The sequence below is a fragment of the Bacillus sp. SRI_025 genome (assembly GCF_057592095.1).
On record NZ_JBYEGB010000005.1, the window covers coordinates 280,811 to 298,005 of the forward strand.

14 protein-coding genes and 2 pseudogenes are annotated in these 17,195 nt (G+C 41.4%); 6 read left to right on the top strand and 10 right to left on the bottom strand.

Going from position 1 to position 17,195, the window contains the following annotated elements:
- Nucleotides 1–12: 12 nt before the first annotated feature.
- The gene (locus AC20OE_RS15710) at nt 13–489 is read left to right on the top strand and encodes a YbaK/EbsC family protein (protein ID WP_058837864.1); all 477 of its coding nucleotides are present in this window, start codon (nt 13–15) and stop codon (nt 487–489) included.
- An 88-nt stretch (nt 490–577) separates the two neighbouring features.
- Here AC20OE_RS15710 and guaA read toward each other — a convergent pair whose 3' ends face one another.
- The 5 genes from guaA to AC20OE_RS15735 form a co-directional block, all read right to left on the bottom strand.
- Nucleotides 578–2,119 carry a glutamine-hydrolyzing GMP synthase gene (gene guaA / locus AC20OE_RS15715; protein WP_039176907.1) on the bottom strand — a complete coding sequence of 514 codons (1,542 nt, stop codon included), beginning with the start codon at nt 2,117–2,119 and terminating at the stop codon, nt 578–580.
- A 186-nt stretch (nt 2,120–2,305) separates the two neighbouring features.
- Entirely contained in the window at nt 2,306–4,510 is a 2,205-nt protein-coding gene (locus AC20OE_RS15720; protein ID WP_487268990.1) for a DUF4129 domain-containing transglutaminase family protein, read from the bottom strand.
- Nucleotides 4,511–4,519: 9 nt separating this feature from the next.
- Entirely contained in the window at nt 4,520–5,605 is a 1,086-nt protein-coding gene (locus AC20OE_RS15725; protein WP_487268991.1) for a DUF58 domain-containing protein, read from the bottom strand.
- Nucleotides 5,606–5,706: 101 nt separating this feature from the next.
- Nucleotides 5,707–6,669 (bottom strand): AAA family ATPase, encoded by a 963-nt coding sequence (locus AC20OE_RS15730; RefSeq protein WP_487268992.1) that lies wholly within the window; start codon nt 6,667–6,669, stop codon nt 5,707–5,709.
- A gap of 102 nt (nt 6,670–6,771) precedes the next feature.
- Nucleotides 6,772–7,671: a cation diffusion facilitator family transporter gene (locus AC20OE_RS15735; RefSeq protein WP_034282879.1), complete on the bottom strand. Its 900-nt coding sequence runs from the start codon at nt 7,669–7,671 to the stop codon at nt 6,772–6,774.
- A gap of 482 nt (nt 7,672–8,153) precedes the next feature.
- Between AC20OE_RS15735 and gabP the strand changes: the two are divergent.
- The 3 genes and pseudogenes from gabP to AC20OE_RS15750 all read left to right on the top strand — a co-directional run.
- A pseudogene (gene gabP, locus AC20OE_RS15740) lies at nt 8,154–9,550 on the top strand (GABA permease); the annotation flags it as partial.
- 89 nt (nt 9,551–9,639) lie between these two features.
- Complete coding sequence (locus tag AC20OE_RS15745; protein WP_059376148.1) at nt 9,640–11,172, top strand: multicopper oxidase family protein; 1,533 nt, start codon at nt 9,640–9,642, stop codon at nt 11,170–11,172.
- Nucleotides 11,173–11,446: 274 nt separating this feature from the next.
- On the top strand, nt 11,447–11,818 hold the full coding sequence (locus tag AC20OE_RS15750) for a carboxymuconolactone decarboxylase family protein (RefSeq protein ID WP_039176890.1): 372 nt from the start codon (nt 11,447–11,449) through the stop codon (nt 11,816–11,818).
- A gap of 214 nt (nt 11,819–12,032) precedes the next feature.
- Here the strand turns inward: AC20OE_RS15750 and AC20OE_RS15755 are convergent, their stop codons facing one another.
- Nucleotides 12,033–13,082, bottom strand: a complete 1,050-nt coding sequence (locus AC20OE_RS15755) for a hypothetical protein (RefSeq protein WP_126681414.1) — start codon at nt 13,080–13,082, stop codon at nt 12,033–12,035.
- A 73-nt stretch (nt 13,083–13,155) separates the two neighbouring features.
- Complete coding sequence (locus tag AC20OE_RS15760) at nt 13,156–13,524, bottom strand: RlpA-like double-psi beta-barrel domain-containing protein (RefSeq protein WP_024424478.1); 369 nt, start codon at nt 13,522–13,524, stop codon at nt 13,156–13,158.
- Between the two features lie 209 nt (nt 13,525–13,733).
- Between AC20OE_RS15760 and AC20OE_RS15765 the strand changes: the two genes are divergently transcribed.
- Entirely contained in the window at nt 13,734–14,408 is a 675-nt protein-coding gene (locus AC20OE_RS15765; RefSeq protein WP_058837869.1) for a hypothetical protein, read from the top strand.
- 125 nt (nt 14,409–14,533) lie between these two features.
- On the top strand, nt 14,534–15,001 hold the full coding sequence (locus AC20OE_RS15770) for a hypothetical protein (protein WP_039176883.1): 468 nt from the start codon (nt 14,534–14,536) through the stop codon (nt 14,999–15,001).
- A gap of 47 nt (nt 15,002–15,048) precedes the next feature.
- Here AC20OE_RS15770 and AC20OE_RS15775 read toward each other — a convergent pair whose 3' ends face one another.
- The 3 genes and pseudogenes from AC20OE_RS15775 to AC20OE_RS15785 form a co-directional block, all read right to left on the bottom strand.
- Entirely contained in the window at nt 15,049–15,486 is a 438-nt protein-coding gene (locus tag AC20OE_RS15775) for a hypothetical protein (protein ID WP_099662963.1), read from the bottom strand.
- Nucleotides 15,487–15,654: 168 nt separating this feature from the next.
- Nucleotides 15,655–16,206 (bottom strand): FMN-binding negative transcriptional regulator, encoded by a 552-nt coding sequence (locus AC20OE_RS15780; RefSeq protein ID WP_487268997.1) that lies wholly within the window; start codon nt 16,204–16,206, stop codon nt 15,655–15,657.
- Nucleotides 16,207–16,736: 530 nt separating this feature from the next.
- Nucleotides 16,737–16,909 (bottom strand): annotated as a pseudogene (locus AC20OE_RS15785) (MarR family transcriptional regulator); the annotation flags it as partial.
- Between the last annotated feature and the right edge of the window lie 286 nt (nt 16,910–17,195).

Below are 17,195 nucleotides of genomic sequence, written 5' to 3' on the forward strand. Positions count from 1 at the left end.
GGAGAAATGATCATGTCCATCAAACAAGTAAAAGACTATTTTAAACAATATGATATGGATACTCGAATTCAAGAATTTTCAGTATCTAGTGCAACCGTAGACTTGGCTGCTTCTGCACTGGGCTGCGAACCTGAAAGAATCGCAAAAACACTCTCCTTTCTAGTAAATGGACAAGCTATTTTAGTTGTGACCTCTGGCGATGCAAAAGTTGATAACAAAAAATTCAAGGAATATTTTAAAACAAAAGCTAAAATGCTTTCTCCTCATGAGGTTGTTGACTTGGTCGGTCATGAAATTGGCGGAGTATGTCCTTTTGCTACAAAGAATGGCGTTTCTGTTTATTTAGATATTTCACTCAAACGTTTTGAGACAGTCTATCCAGCCTGCGGGAGCAGTAACAGTGCTATTGAACTCACAATAAAACAATTAGAAAAACACTCCGGTTATTCACAATGGATTGATGTGTGTAAGGGATGGAATGATGAATGAACACATGAAGACGGAAGGAAAAATTGCAGTTGAAAATAAAAAAGAGCTAGAAACCCTTGATACACAAAGGTTTCTAGCTCTTTTACAATTATTCCCACTCAATCGTAGCAGGCGGCTTACTCGTAATATCATACACCACGCGGTTAATATGCTTCACTTCATTCACGATACGAGTTGAGATCTTTTCAAGCACGTCCCAAGGGATTCTTGCCCAGTCACTCGTCATACCGTCAATAGACGTAACAGCACGGATACCGATTGTGTAGTCGTATGTTCTTGCGTCACCCATGACACCTACGCTGCGGATGTCTGGGAGAACCGTGAAGTATTGCCAGATGTCGCGCTCAAGGCCGAAGTTGGCAATTTCTTCGCGTAGAATTGCATCCGATTCACGGACGATTTCTAGTTTTTCTTCTGAAATTTCACCTAGTACACGGATACCTAGTCCTGGACCTGGGAATGGCTGTCTCCAGACGATGTCATCAGGAATGCCAAGCTCTGAACCTAAGGCACGGACTTCATCCTTGAATAGCGTATTGAGTGGCTCAATCAATTCGAACTGCATGTCTTCTGGAAGACCGCCTACGTTGTGATGAGATTTGATTGTTTGTGCTGTTGCTGTTCCGCTCTCAATGATGTCTGTGTAAAGTGTTCCTTGTGCTAAGTAGTCGATTCCTTTTAGCTTGTCCGCTTCGTCATCGAATACATAGATGAATTCGTTACCGATGATCTTACGTTTTTGCTCAGGATCAGACACACCTTTTAGCTTGTTTAAGAAACGATCTTTTGCATCTACTTTAATCACGTTCATGTTGAAACCTTCGCTAAATGTTTTCATAACCCCTTCTGCTTCGCCTTTGCGAAGAAGACCGTGGTCAACGAAAATACATGTCAGCTGATCGCCGATGGCTTTGTGGATCAATACCGCCACAACAGATGAATCGACACCGCCGCTTAGTGCGCACAATACTTGCTTGTCGCCTACTGTTTCACGGATTTTCTGCATTTCGATTTCAATGAAGTTTTCCATTGACCATTTGCCATCGCAATCACACACACCGAAGACAAAGTTTTTCAATAGGTCATTTCCGTACTCAGAGTGACGAACCTCTGGATGGAACTGAACGCCATAGAAATTCTTCTCAGCTAAGCTCATCGCTGAGTTTGGACAATGTGCACTTGTTGCATCGACTGTAAAGCCCTCTGGTACTTCAACTACGAGGTCACCATGGCTCATCCAAACGACTTGATCCGTTGGAAGGTCTTTGAATAAAGCAGGTGTTCCGTTAATATGAATATCTGCTTTTCCATATTCACGCTGGCTTGCCGCTTCTACTTTCCCGCCTAAATAGTGAGTCATGAGCTGCATGCCGTAGCAAATGCCTAGAACCGGAATGCCTAGATCAAAAATCTTTTCATCACAGCGGAAAGATCCTTCATCATAAACACTGTTTGGTCCACCAGAAAGGATGATTCCTTTAGGCGCCATTTCTTTAATTTCTTCAGCAGTTAAAGTGTGCGGATGAAGCTCACTGTACACACCAAATTCACGAATACGGCGTGTGATCAACTGATTGTACTGACTGCCGAAATCGAGAACCAAAATCATTTCATTTACTAAATTTGTCATGGTGTCACCTCTATGTCCAATATAGTTTTTTATAAACGCACAGAAAAAATGAGAGGAGAAAACCTGCTCTCAGTGTGAATCACGCTTTTGAAGCGCCCAGACTCACATCCGAACGCTTCAATTTCATGTATTTTAGAAGGTTTTAATATTCACCTATTCTAACAACAGGAAGGTACGCGGTCAAGACTATCTCCTGTTTATTAAATTTTCCCATAACTTTGCCGACTGCTGCCAAAGCGCCGACGAATCCTCTCGCCGATAAAGCGCACGTTCATAGAGCTGCGTCAGCTCTGCCATGTGATGATCTCCATCCTTGTCATCGATCAAAGAAGCGAATTCTCTTAGCGTCATACCTGGCTTTTTCTCAATTCCCCTGCGCCCTAGCTGCTTTAATAGAGCCGCATATGCATAGAAGAATGCTTCGTCCTCCGGCAGACGTTTCACCTTTCTTACAATAAAGAATGGCAGCCATCTTGTTCTGAATCGATAAAGCAACCAACTGATGAATCCAAGCAGGACAATAGCTCCTGCCGCATAACCTGCAATTGAACCCGCATGTACCATATTTGGCTTTGCCTTCGCTGCTTGTTCCTTTTGTTGTGCCGGCTGCTCTGTCTCCTGCTGCTGCGGCTGGTCTTGCTGCTTTTCTTCACTTGCATCAGAACTAGACTGATTTTCTTCTTCCTTTTGATCATCCGTTTGATCGCTTGAAACGGATTCATTCGTAAATGTCTCTGGGTTTGTAAATCCTTTTGTCGGTTCAAAGGTAACCCAGCCTCTGTTTGGAAAATAAACCTCTACCCATGAATGCGCATTGTTATTGGTTACTTCATACACATTGTTTCCATCCATTTGTGTTTCATATAACTGACCAGACGTATATCCCTTCACCCATCTCGCCGGAATCCCGATCGAACGAAGCATCACGATCATAGAGGTTGAAAAATTATCACAGTAGCCAATCATCGTATCAAATAAAAATTGATCCACATAATCTTCATTACGACCAGGCACAGCGACATTTTGCGTTTCATATGAAAACTTCGCAGATCCTAAATAATCCTCGATCGCTTTCGCTTTATCATACATATTATCCTTCGTTTCCGTTAAGCTGTTTGCCAAAGTTTTCACACGCTCTGGGAGTGAGGATGGAAGCTGCAAGTATTCACGGCCAACCTGCTGATTCACCTGCTTTTTTGTCGGTACTTTGATTCTCTGCAAATCCTCTAGGATAAATGTAGGAGATAAAAAGCTGACTTGATAGTTCCCTAAATTTTTGGGTGGGTTTTGCATAGACGGGACAATTTTCTCCGTTTTGCCTATGATTTGCAGCGGAATGTTTTCCATTGGTGTCAGCATGATCGTTCCAATAGGATACACAGCATGATTAAATCGATAATCCGATTCTATATCGATTCTTGTTTCATGCTCCTCTGTTTTCACTCGCTCAGTAAACCACCGATTCGGCACAGTGTCCTCCTTTAGCCGAGTAGGCTTCGTATCATTTGATGCATCCTCCCAGCCCTTTCCTGTGTAAATACTTTTTGTTTCTACACGAAAATAGGACGGCTCCTTTCCGCTCCATTTAAAGACAGGTGTGCGGTCCTCACTAAACGGTCCGCCAAGCGCCGAATCATCTGCACTATATCCCACTTTATTCTGCCCGGCTGTTCCATCTTGATTCGTGACCGCCTTAAAAAACGGGACAGGGTCGGGCCATTTCGGATCAGACTTTGGCAAAGAAGCACCGAGTGACGCTGATAGAAGGACAAGCGCCAGCATGGGGAAAAACCATTTTAGACGTGCTTTCTGTGACACCCGAACGCCCTCAGCTGAACGCAGTCGATCGAAATACAGCAATCCAAGCAAACAAAAGCCAAATACCATAATACGAACGATCGCAAAGGTCGCATCATATGGCGTAAACGTATCAAGAATTGTGACATACACAATCGTCATGAGTAAAAAGAAAAAGATACGCTGCTGATAGACCACCCAATAATGAAGCAAGTAGACAAGCAGCCACAGCAAAATATAAAACAACAATGTGCGGAAAGACGGATACATGTCACTCCACATACCCATGCTCATTAATGTGATATTATCCTTAATATCAGCAAACAAAGCAGACGGATAGCCTGGCGCTGATTGATAAAAGATCAAATATAAGGCGAGTAAAATCAGTCCAGCACAAATAGGAAAGGTCACATACCACTTCAGACGAAAGAACGTAAACAAACACGTAAGCCCGATAAAAATGATGAAATAAGACGTATGGCTCGTCTCTGTAAAATCTTGAAGTGGACGAAGCCACTCCCATAGCAGCAGAAAAGCTACAGCATAATAGATGAACAATTCAAAACGGCTTTGCCGCAGATGCGTATGCAGCATAAATGTTTGTCACCTCACAGTTCTTTCGTGCAGCCGGTCTTCAAATAAAAGGGTGATGCGTATTTCAGAGGCCTTGAGCCGGTCTGCAAGCTGTTTTTCTTTTGTCGTCAAACGGTCAACGGCTTTCTTCACTAAAAGCACGGTGATGTTCTTTCTATTTCGATTTCCAAAGAGACTTGCCGCAAGCTCCTCCTGCAGCTGACCTGTGACGACATATTTTCCTGAATGCTGGTACTCACTTACTGCTAACGGTTTATATTCTAATGCGCGGGAAGGCTGATGCTGCACCCTTGTTAAATAATAAAGCATGTCCTGTAAATGAAGTTCTCCTTGATCGACTCGAAAGGCATGCTGATCTCCTAGTGCGACAAGACCTGATGGCACTCCTTTTTTCACAGCCGTTTGAAGAACAGATGCTGTAATAGAGACAACTGTTTCAAAAACAGCTTGATCAGTAAAATCAGCAAACACGACAAGGTCCTTTGCTTGATTCTGTTCAAATTCCTTCGTCATTAGCTGGCCTCTTCTGGCCGTCGTCTTCCAATCCACCCAAGCAAAACGGTCTCCTTGCTGGTATTCTCGTACGCCTGTTGTCACATGAGTCGGTTCATTTAACCACGAGTGAACCGCTTTGCCTCCATTTTCACTCAGTGACTCAGCAGGCTCTACAGGGATATCCAGCACTTTTGGGTAGACAAGCAGCTTTTTCTCTAGCGGAATGATGATTTCTTTTTCAACAAACCCAAACATATCACCCGTTTTGATTCTAACTGCTGTCAAATGATGCTCTCCCCGCGGAATATCGTTCAATTGATAAGAAAATCTCCATGTTTTCCGAAACCAAGGAAACAGCATTTGCTTCATTTCAATCTGTTCCTGTAAATGAAAGGTGTCTGGCGGAGCATCCTCTATCATGACGTAAACGTACGGAAATGGATGTGTACGCTTGATTTCAAGGTCAACAGACAGCACATCCCCCGCCTTCAAGCGGGTTTGCTGTAATGTTCTCTTGGCTGTCGCGCGAAGCGGTACGAGCGCAAACAGCAATGCATACAAAGCATATGGTAAAAATGCATAAAAAAGGAACCAACTCACAAACCCTCCCTGAAACATGGCATAACAAAAGGCTGCCGCAGTGAGAATGATGAGCATCATCACCCGTAACCATAATGAAACTGCTAAACGATGACGTGACTTCATTGAGTCATCGACTTTTGAACTGGCACGCCAATTTGCTCAAGCATTTGTCGCAGCAGTGTCTCCGCCTTCTTCCCTTCATATGTCGCTTCTGATGTCAAAATCATACGATGCGGTAATGTATAAGGCACCAAATACTGTACATCATCAGGAATCACATAATCGCGCTGATTCAAAAGCGCATACGCTTGTGCCGCTTTCATCAAGGCGATCGATCCCCTTGGACTGACACCTAGATAAACAGATGGATGTTTACGCGTCGATTGAGCAATTTCAACAATATATTCTTTAATGGATGCATCCACATGAATGGTTTGAACAGCCTGCTGCAACGCATGGATATGTTCCTTTGTCATGACAGCTTGGAGCGTATCAATCGGGGATTGCTTCTCCTGCAAGTTGAGCACCTCCAGCTCCTCGAGCATAGTCGGATATCCCATCTGCAGCTTGAATAAAAACCGGTCCATTTGCGCTTCTGGCAGCGGATAAGTTCCTTCATATTCAACTGGATTTTGCGTCGCCATGACGAAAAATGGATCCGCAAGCGGCATCGTTTCTCCGTCCACTGTGACACTGCCTTCCTCCATCGCTTCAAGTAATGCTGATTGTGTTTTTGGAGAGGTCCGGTTGATCTCATCAGCTAAAATAATCTGCCCCATGATCGGTCCTTGCCTAAATTCAAATTCATTCGTCTTTTTATTGTAAATCGACACGCCTGTTACATCTGAAGGCAAAAGGTCAGGAGTGAATTGGATTCTCTTAAACTCACAGCCAATGGATTTTGCCAAAGCACGAACCATCATCGTCTTCCCTACACCAGGCACATCCTCTAGCAGCACATGCCCCTTCGCCAAAATCGCAACAAGGCTTAATATCGCAATGTCTTTTTTCCCAACCATGACTTTATTGATGTTATCTACGATTTTTTGTAAAACTGAATGCATCGGTTCTTCAAATGCCATCCTGATCCTCCTATCACGTTTCTGTCAAATTTCATATAGTCTAACTTTACCATACAACACGCATTTGCATATAACATCAGCACGTATAAAAAAGAAGCCTTCTCACGATGGAAAAGACTTCTTCTCTTCTTTCGGCTCACTTGCTGGCTCCATATGAACATGAGAGTGTAAAATATCATGCTCTTGTTTCATTCTGCGTTCAATTTCATCTGCAATATCATGGCTTTCTGCAATGTTCAAGTTGGGCTCGACCTCAACCACTACATCCACATGGACTGTACTTCCAAGATAACGCGCTTTAATATCCTTTAAATCGCCCACTCCTGGTGTTGCTTCAATGGTCTCTTTATATTTAGACATATCTTTGATATGAAAACCGTCTGTTAACGAATGAGAGGCATCTCTGAAAATTTCCCACGCAGTTTTACAAATAATTAAGCCAATGACAAACGCTGCAAGCGTATCAATCCATGCCAGCTGAAATTGAGAAGCCATAATTCCTACAAATGTTCCAATACTCACATACGCATCTGATTTATTATCAGCAGCTGCCGCATGAAGTGCCTGGCTATTGATCCGTTTGGACAGATTGCGGTTATAAATATACACACCGTACATCACAACAGCACTTCCTGCTGCCGTCCAAGCCGCGATCATATCCGGCGTTTGATGCTCAGATGAGAAGAGCGACTTCCCTGCACTCAGCAAAACCTGAAGCCCAACAAGCATCATGATAAAGGAAGCCACAAGAGACGCAATATTTTCCGCTCTAAAATGACCGTATGGATGATCTTCATCAGGCGGCTTTTGAGAAATACGCAGCCCAATCAACACAGCAAGGGATGCAATAATATCCGTCGTGTTATTCAATCCATCTGCCGAAAGGGCCTCTGAATGAAACACGTACCCAATAATGAGTTTGACCGCAGATAAGATCACATAGGCAATGATGCTGACCCAAGCACCCGTTTCACCTTGTCTTAATTCGTTATAGCGCTCCATGTCGAACCGCGCCTCCTCACACATCACTATTCTATTATTTATCTTACAAAGCAAAGCCCGTGTGGGTCTACAGCAACATGATTCGCTTATGTCAGCAAAATAGGATAAATAGAAATGTGTTGACCTAAGTAAACTTATTTTTACAAGGTCAAATGACCTCAAGACCTACTCCTATCAACCTTTTTCCAATTCTCTTCGAAATGGACATATCGTCAAATCTCTCTCCTCGGGGAAATTATCAGAATAATTTTATTTTTTGACACAACTTCCCCACCCCCTTTTTTATGTTATTTTAAGAATCATCCGAAGGAAAAGAGGGAACATAATCTCTCAAATCCTTTATACTTTTTAACATCATGTTAAGAGGTTTGAAATGTCAGTTTGATAACCTGTCCAATGCTGAATGACAATTCAGTGTGATAAAATTTAAAATATTCTAAAAACAAATTCTCTATTCATGAGAAATGTTTGGAGGTAAAGAAATGTCCAACATGACAAACGGTCTTCAAAAAAACCTTAAAACAAGACATATTTCGATGATCTCCATTGCTGGGGTCATTGGGGCAGGGCTATTTGTTGGTAGCGGCGCTGTCATTCATTCTGCAGGGCCTGGATCCATTCTTTCCTATTCTTTTGCCGGACTTCTGGTGATCTTTATTATGAGAATGCTCGGAGAAATGGCATGTGCCTATCCGACAAGCGGTTCTTTCTCACAATATGCGAGCGATGCTATCGGTCCATGGGCCGGTTTTACAATCGGCTGGCTTTACTGGTTCTTCTGGGTGATCGTCATTGCCATCGAAGCCATTGCTGGTGCTGCCATTATTCAATATTGGTATGGAGATGCACCTGTTTGGCTCACAAGTCTTATCCTCACAATCCTCTTAACATTAACAAATATCTTTTCTGTTAAATCTTTTGGCGAATTTGAATATTGGTTTTCATTGATTAAAGTCGTCAGCATCATTCTCTTTCTACTCATTGGTTTTGCATTTATCTTTGGTTTTGGCGGTCATCATACTTCAGGTCTTGCCAATCTAACAGGGAACGGCGGTTTCCTTCCAAATGGATTCAGCTCTGTGTTACTCGGAATCGTTGTCGTCATCTTTTCCTTCATGGGAACGGAGATTGTGGCCATAGCGGCCGGTGAATCAGCAGACCCAGTCAAATCTGTGACGACAGCCACACGCTCTGTTGTATGGCGTATTATCGTATTCTATGTCGGATCAATTGCTGTCGTTGTCACCTTGCTTCCGTGGAATTCAGCAAGTATTTTAACAAGCCCGTTCGTTGCGGTATTAGAATACATCGGTGTTCCATCAGCCGCTCAAGTCATGAACGTCATTGTCTTAACAGCTGTTCTATCTTGTTTAAACTCCGGATTGTACACAACGTCCAGAATGCTTTATTCATTAGCAGAAAGAGGCGAAGCGCCGAAACGCTTTATGAAAATCAGCAAACGTGGTGTTCCTGTAGCGGCTACAGTCGCAGGTACCTTCTTTTCCTACATTGCTGTCATGATGAACTATTTTTATCCTGAAACCATCTTTTTGTTCTTAGTCAATGCATCTGGAGCCATTGCCCTTCTTGTCTACTTGGTCATCGCCGTTTCACAATTAAGAATGCGCCGTAAAATCGAAAAAGAAAATCCAGAACAGCTCAAAATCAAAATGTGGCTGTTCCCATACCTCACGTACTTTACTATTTTGGTCATTTGCGCCATCTTGGCATCGATGCTGTTTATCGAATCCATGCGGCCACAGCTCATTTTGACGAGTATCATTACCTTTAGCATACTGGCTGCTTATTTTATCTTTAAACCGAATAAAAAAGTGCCTGCAAATGCGGCGCTTGAAAATAAACACCCGTAATTCTCCCGCTGAAAAGCGGGTTTTTTTATTTTATTCACCTATTTGGATGTCCGCACTTATACTGTATCAAATTGTATTTAAGTGAGGATTAGTCAACATGAACCTAGAAAAATTTGTTGACGAGCTTCCAATTCCAGAAGTCGCGGAGCCCGTCAAAAAGAACCCAAGACAAACGTATTATGAAATTGCTATGGAGGAGGTATTCTTAAAAGTTCATAGAGACCTGCCCCCAACCAAGTTATGGACCTATAATGGCAGTTTGCCTGGTCCAACCATTAAAGCCAATCGAAATGAAAAGGTCAAAGTGAAATGGATGAACAAATTGCCATTGAAACATTTCCTCCCTGTCGATCACACCATTCATCCTGGGCATCACGATGAACCAGAGGTCAAAACAGTCGTTCATCTGCATGGCGGTGTCACACCAGCAAGCAGTGACGGCTATCCAGAAGCCTGGTTTTCACGGGACTTTGAAGCAACCGGCCCCTTCTTTGAAAGAGAGACTTACGTATACCCAAATCATCAGCAAGCCTGCACATTGTGGTATCACGATCATGCGATGGCATTAACACGACTAAATGTGTACGCCGGTTTAGCTGGGTTTTATTTGATCTCAGATGCATTTGAAAAGTCCTTAGAGCTGCCGAAAGATGACTACGACATTCCTTTAATGATTATGGACCGGACGTTTCAGGAGGATGGCTCACTGTTTTATCCTAGCAGACCAAACAACACGCCAGAGGACAGCGACATACCAGACCCATCCATCGTGCCCTTTTTTTGCGGAGAAACAATCTTAGTCAATGGTAAAGTATGGCCGTATTTAGAAGTAGAGCCGCGAAAGTACCGTTTTCGTATTTTAAATGCGTCCAATACTAGAACTTATGAGCTGCATCTAGATAACGACGCTACAATCATGCAAATTGGTTCCGATGGGGGATTTTTGCCAAGACCCGTTCGCCATCAATCATTTAGCATCGCGCCTGCTGAACGTTTCGATGTCATCATCGACTTTTCAGCTTACGAAAACAAAACGATCACTCTCAAAAATACAGCCGGCTGCGGACAGGATGTGAATCCTGAAACAGATGCGAACATTATGCAATTCAAAGTCACACGTCCGCTAAAAGGAAGGGTACCTAAGACATTACGTCCTATTTTCAAACCGCTGCCACCACTTCGGCCAAGTCGAGCTGATCGAGAGCGTACACTCACACTTACCGGCACACAGGATAAATACGGCCGCCCAATCCTATTGCTCGATAACAACTTTTGGAATGACCCTGTCACGGAAAATCCTCGTCTTGGCAGTCTAGAGGTTTGGTCCATCGTCAATCCAACCAGGGGTACACACCCTATTCATTTGCATCTTGTTCAATTTAGGGTATTAGACAGAAGGCCGTTTGATACAGAAGTCTATCAATCGACAGGAGAAATCGTGTATACAGGGCCAAACGAAGCGCCTCCTTTACATGAACAAGGCTACAAGGACACCATTCAGGCGCATGCAGGTGAAGTCATTCGGATCGTTGCTCGATTTGTTCCATATACCGGCCGATATGTGTGGCATTGTCATATTTTAGAGCATGAAGATTATGACATGATGAGGCCGATGGATATCATTCAATAAAAATGAAACCATTCTTCCGCTAAATGCGTAGAACTTTTATGAAATTGCTAATTACAAAGGGCTAACGGACATCTATTCATTAGCCCTTTTATGATCTATTTCAAAATGGAAAAATAAATCGCATGAATCATTCCTTTGAGGAGCATTACACACTTAAAAAGTTGACGCAGCAAACCGATAATACTACTATATACCCATTACATCTATCAAAAGGCACATAAGCCATAATGAACGAACAAATGGAAAATTGCGATAACAAACGGAGGAGTTCAATTTGAATGAAGAAAAAGAAACTTGCCAGGTCAAACAAGAAACAGCGGCAGGTAACAGAGAGAAGCTTTCAATTCATGAGAACGAGAGCATTCGGTCAAACATTGAACAACTAACCATTGAACTCAGTGAACAAAAAGAATTCAACCACTTCATATTAGATGAAAAACAAAAGGCCATCAGCACATTATCTTCCCTCATCACAAAAGGCGATTGTGATGAAGACTTAAAGACTCATTTTGAACAAGCATTACATATTGGACTTTCTGTCATAGAAATTATGGAGATTATTAAACACTGTACAAAGGTTGCTGGCTTCCCTCACTCCATTAATGCCCTGTTTATCTTTCAAAACTTATTAGATGAAAACAAATAAAACAGAGAAAACGAGATGTCATCAGTCCTCTCGTTTTTTTATGTTCACTCATATTACTCTTTTTCTTTTTCTCTGTCACATAAGCAAAATATGAAAATAGCACTCGTATCACTGTTTAAAAGCTGATTTTCTTCCTATAAACTCACCATTTCTCCAGCATTTCAAGTGACAAAATAAAAAAACGTCCAGTTATATAAATAACTGAACGTTTCCTTTATCGATTGACAGTGAAATTGTTAATGATTCCGCCATCCTTCTCCCAAGCGGCTTCCACTGTTTTCTTCTTCATATTGTATTCAAAAATCGTTCTTACCTTCGCTTTTCGTCCAGTGTCATCCTTTAATTCTTTTGCGTTTTTTGCAACACCTAAGAAATAAACAGACGACCCGTCCGTAGAAAATTGCGGCTGTGCAGCACTTAAAATATGAACATCCTGACTGTTTTTAACGAGTGTCGTCGTTTTTCCTGTTTCTACATCAAGCATTTTAATAGAGGATATTTCTTTTTCTTTACGAACCTTTACTTCTGTATAAATCAATTTCTTATGATCTGGAGAAAATGAAATATCATTGATCGTTTGTGAGATGCGTGCAATGCGTTTCCCCTTCTCACCTGTTTGAAGGGTGATCTTCATGGTTGTTGGTTCAGGATCTCTGCCCTTTTCATTCGCTTCATCGGTTTTTTGATAATCTTCTTTTAAAGAATAATGCTGGATCGCCAAATCATTTGAAGTCGGATCATATGCAAAAGAACTCACCGTATCGTCCTTGCTTTTTTCTGGATACAGCTCCTTCATTTTGTGTGTTTTCAAATCAAAAGATGCGACATAAAATTGCTCTCCAGAATCCTTGTTATACCTAAGAAATAACTTCTTCCCATCACCAGACAGCCTCATACTGTCGATGGAATCATCACTCGTAAACAGTGTTTTTTCTTCTTCAGATTTCACCTTTAATTCCCGAATACTCACCTTTTGCGTATCTTCATCTGTATACGTGTAATATAAAACCTGTTTCGTAGAATTATAAGCAATCGAAGGATATGCTGTCAGTTTCTCCGTATGAAGCGCCCGATCATGCAAGTAATAAGTATTGTTTAACTTTTGATCTGTAAATGAAACGAGCAATTCGTCTTTTGCATCTTGGTTTGTTTTGACTTTCCCTGCATGTTTTGCCTCTTGCCCCGGCTTCATCATGAAGAAAATAACTGCCGCAATTACTGCGACGCCAATGACTGTGATGATCCACCATGTTGATTTTTTCATTGCCTTTCAGACCCTCTCTACAAGAAAAGAAGCCAGAAAATGAACTTTTCCCGCTTCTTTGCATGCCTATGTATTAATAAGTGTAATGCCCTTTTACGACACCTTTACTTGTTTTATACCCAAGTGCTTTGAATGCTTTTGGACTTACGTCTAGTACAGCGTTTGGCATTCTGCCTACATCATATTTATATACTGTAATCACTTTATGTGGTTTCGCTTTTGTTGTCACTCTTAGTTTTGTACCTTTTTTCGGTACGTCAAAGCCCATTTTAGTTGCTGCATCCCAATGACCGAGTTTTTTTCCATCTGCGCCTTTTTTGCCGACACCATTATACCAAGTAATATTGCCGCTTACTTTTTTTGCACTTGCTCCATGTGAGAAACTGAATGCTAAAAATAAACTAGCTACTGTTACGATTGTCGTGATAAGCTTTTTATTCATTAAGAAATCCTCCGTTTTTGGTTTCTGCACTTATTATACATGAAGATGAACCCAGTTATTTTACAGACACATTACAATTCAAATACAAGTTGACCACTTTATGACCGATTAAGTTCATAAATACTGCCAAAATCAGCTAGAACATTGTAAGCAGCTCCCCTCTTTCATTTTATATAATGAAGGTGAATCAAATTTAAGGGGGAATTTTCATGAAAAAGTGGTTCACTGTTTTGATTGTAAGCTTGGCCTTCGTATTGATGTTTTCAAGCCTTCCTGCCTCAGCGGCTAGTCCTCGTCACGGCGCCATTGTGACACAAACGGATGAAGCCAAATGGTCAGGTATCTCTGCCGATATTGTCCTGCCGAAAACAGCCACCATTAAAAACGGCTATGCGGACTGGTATCTCGGTCTCGGCTCTGCCGTTGTAGAGAGCGGTATTTCAAAAACGTCTTCTGGCTATAAGGTCTTTCTAGGCAGCGGCTCACAAGGCGGCAGTAAATACTGGAACAGCGAATACGATTCAAGTATTAAAGATGGCGCACGCGTCAACTTAAAGCTCATCAACAACGGTGATGGTACAGTGTCACTATACGTCAATGGAAAACTGCGCTATAAGCAGCCTGTTTACAACCCTAGCCGTCTGAAAAACCTTGATGTTGTCAAAATGGTACACGGCGTACAGGATAATGGAACAAACAGCTATTCACAAGCAAGCTTCTCAAATGTACAGCTTCGAGCAAATACATCAGGAAGTGTCTATAAAAAATGGGATGGGTCAATCAAATCATCGCTTTTACGTAAAAATTTAGAATCTGGTGCTGCCACTCCTAAATTCACCGTTATTTCTTCTATTCCATTAAGTACAAGCCTTTCAGCACAATAAGAAATAAAGCACCCGATAGAGGGTGCTTTTTATTTTTCACAGCTTATCAACACTTCTCTTTTAATCAAAACAAGGATTCGTGGTAACATAAGCATACATACTTCGAAGAAAAAAGGAGATCGAACGTGAAAAAAAGTCTACTTGTTTTCATGAGTCTAGTTGCAAGTCTCTGCATTCTAGCAGCTTGCTCAAATACGACGAAAGAACAAAAAACAGAAACGAAGGCACTTCCAACAATTAATGAACGCATTCAAAAGGAAACGAAAGAAGTGATGGAGCAGTCTAAACTCATCAAAGACACTGACATCACCGTTGATCAAAAGAAAAAAATCATTTCTTTAAACGTAACGGCTTCATCTGATACCAATAGTGATTACGCTGAAGTCATCGGTTTAAACTTTGCCAAGACGCTTGCCATTGGAGCATCAACCGAAAAAGAAAACAATCTTCATAAACCAGAAAACGACAGCCTCGGCGCCCTCTATTCCTTTTATGACCTAAACATCACCGTGAAACAAGAAAACGGCAAAGTGCTGGCAAAGGGAACGAAAAAAACAAATGAAACAAAAATTACTTGGGAAAGAGCCCAATAACTGCTTGATGGATTTTCTTATAAATAAAGAGCTTGTAGAGAATCACTCTACAAGCTTTTTTTAATGTTCATCTCGGTTAAATCATCTCTCATAACATTGACCAGTGCGTGAATATCTGAGTGAGCCCTTGATGCTAATCGTACCAGCAAATCCTCTAAACATTCATACAAATGATGATCTCTCATTATATATTCCTCATATAACGGAATGACAAAGAAATAGAGCAAATCAGCGAATTCAAGTGCAGCGTCATCTTCATTTTCATCGTCTAACGCCTCTCCAACACTTTGAATCAACCAATTCAAATCTTCTTTCTTTTCAATCGGAACATACATCAGCTGATGAATATAATCCGTATCCTTCGTTTGTAAAATCCGCTCCGCTGTTTCTTTTGATAGCGCACCAATCTCTGTAGAAGAAATATTCACAACCGCTAATTCGTCCTCTGATCTTACTTGATCCATTTGCAACAAGTTTTGGTCCATCTCGACTCACTCCCCATTCTCAGATACCTTTATTATAAGGAATTGATCTGATCTTTTATGGAAATAGTGGATTTTTTTATGTAATTTTAAAGAAAAAGTTACATTATAAGCCAAGATATCTCATAACAAAAAAACACTCTTGATCATAAGAGTGCTTTCTCATACTTCCTATAATCTTTCCTTCATCGCCTCAGCGATTTCCACTTCACCCTCTGCTTCGAGCTTTTCAACGATGCGGGCATAATCCCTTTCGTGGCGATTTTGGCTTAATTTAAAAGCAGCCTGAACTTCATCAATGATGATCTTAAAGCCTACAATGCCTTTCATTTGCTTCTCTAACAGTTCCTCAGATAACGTATCCCATAAAACTGGCTGTTCTCTGTGGCTTTCGTATGTTTCCAGCATCGTTGTTAATTCCTTGACCAGTTCTGCTTTTTCTAGCAACACAGCCTTTCCATATACATGGACAGCTTGGTAATTCCATGGCGGAACGGATTCCTTTTCATACCATGAAGAGGATATGTAAGCAAGCGGCCCCTGAAAAATCACGAGCACCTTTTCGTTCTCTTCAAACGTTTTCCACTGAGGATTTCCAATCGCCATATGCCCTGTGATCACATACGAATCTTCAACTTGATGAAAACTCACTGGAATATGTGTCGCAATGGGCTTTTCATTCGTTGAGGTCACGACTATAGCAAAAGAGATTGAAAAAATGATGGAACATACATGTACTCTACCCCCTTCTTGATCAGCTCAAAGTTTTGGCCATAAGACATCCATTTGTTCATGTCCCCTATAAGGATGCGAGTACCCATGATTGAACAAACCCAAGCTTTTGATAGAAAGCAATGGCTACTCTATTGTGCTCCCATACACCAAGCCAAACATCACGTTTATGATGTGTGTTCGCGTTCTCAAAGGCTTATTGGATTCTTGGCTTTTGAAAGATATAAATTCTTTCAATCTCTAACGCATCATTACCCATCTCTTCTTATTGGTCATCATCTATATTGACCTACAAATAACCTGATACTTCCACAATCGCTTGAACAAAATAAAACTGTGAAGAAGGGTGCTGTAATTCCTTTAACAGCTGGGTTAGGTGAAAAGCAGTCTTCACGTAAGCGTCGAAAAGTTACCCTTTGTATTGATCCTCAAAGGTTTCTAGAAATGTATCGATTCTATTTTTCTGAAGCTCCTTTCCCTGCTGTTCACTACACGGAATGAAAGTGACGGTCATAAAGTCATCTCTCCTTCTTAATCATTTCCGCCAACTTTTCCTGAATGATGCCAGGCTCCTCACAAATACGCACAAGATACAAATACTGCCCTTTGTTAAATAGTACTATTTAACTTCAATATTACTTATGGAATCAAGCGCGCGAGCAATCACGCCGATCTCCCGCAAAATTTCTTTCATGTATCTCGACTCCTTTATTGTAATTGCAACAAAAAACCCACTCCCTTATTGGAAATGGATTTTCAACTCTTTCTTTATTTATCACGATTCTTTGATCCAAACACTCCAAGCACGACAGCCAGTGCAACAATGATCGCCACCCACGTCGTCAGTCCCATATGATCACCGCTTTCTCATTCTGTTAAAAGCTATTAATATCCAAGAAAGATTGTGGGATTGATGATAAGTAGGAGTTTTCTATTTTTTATTATTTATCAATTCTCTTTTCTGAAGTGGGTTTATTGAA

Coding starts and splice junctions, on each gene's coding strand:
- AC20OE_RS15710 (WP_058837864.1), top strand. CDS start 13: ATGTCCATCAAACAAGTAAAAGACTATTTTAAACAATATGATATGGAT.
- guaA (WP_039176907.1), bottom strand. CDS start 2,119: ATGACAAATTTAGTAAATGAAATGATTTTGGTTCTCGATTTCGGCAGT.
- AC20OE_RS15720 (WP_487268990.1), bottom strand. CDS start 4,510: ATGCTGCATACGCATCTGCGGCAAAGCCGTTTTGAATTGTTCATCTAT.
- AC20OE_RS15730 (WP_487268992.1), bottom strand. CDS start 6,669: ATGGCATTTGAAGAACCGATGCATTCAGTTTTACAAAAAATCGTAGAT.
- AC20OE_RS15735 (WP_034282879.1), bottom strand. CDS start 7,671: ATGGAGCGCTATAACGAATTAAGACAAGGTGAAACGGGTGCTTGGGTC.
- AC20OE_RS15745 (WP_059376148.1), top strand. CDS start 9,640: ATGAACCTAGAAAAATTTGTTGACGAGCTTCCAATTCCAGAAGTCGCG.
- AC20OE_RS15755 (WP_126681414.1), bottom strand. CDS start 13,082: ATGAAAAAATCAACATGGTGGATCATCACAGTCATTGGCGTCGCAGTA.
- AC20OE_RS15760 (WP_024424478.1), bottom strand. CDS start 13,524: ATGAATAAAAAGCTTATCACGACAATCGTAACAGTAGCTAGTTTATTT.
- AC20OE_RS15765 (WP_058837869.1), top strand. CDS start 13,734: ATGAAAAAGTGGTTCACTGTTTTGATTGTAAGCTTGGCCTTCGTATTG.
- AC20OE_RS15775 (WP_099662963.1), bottom strand. CDS start 15,486: ATGGACCAAAACTTGTTGCAAATGGATCAAGTAAGATCAGAGGACGAA.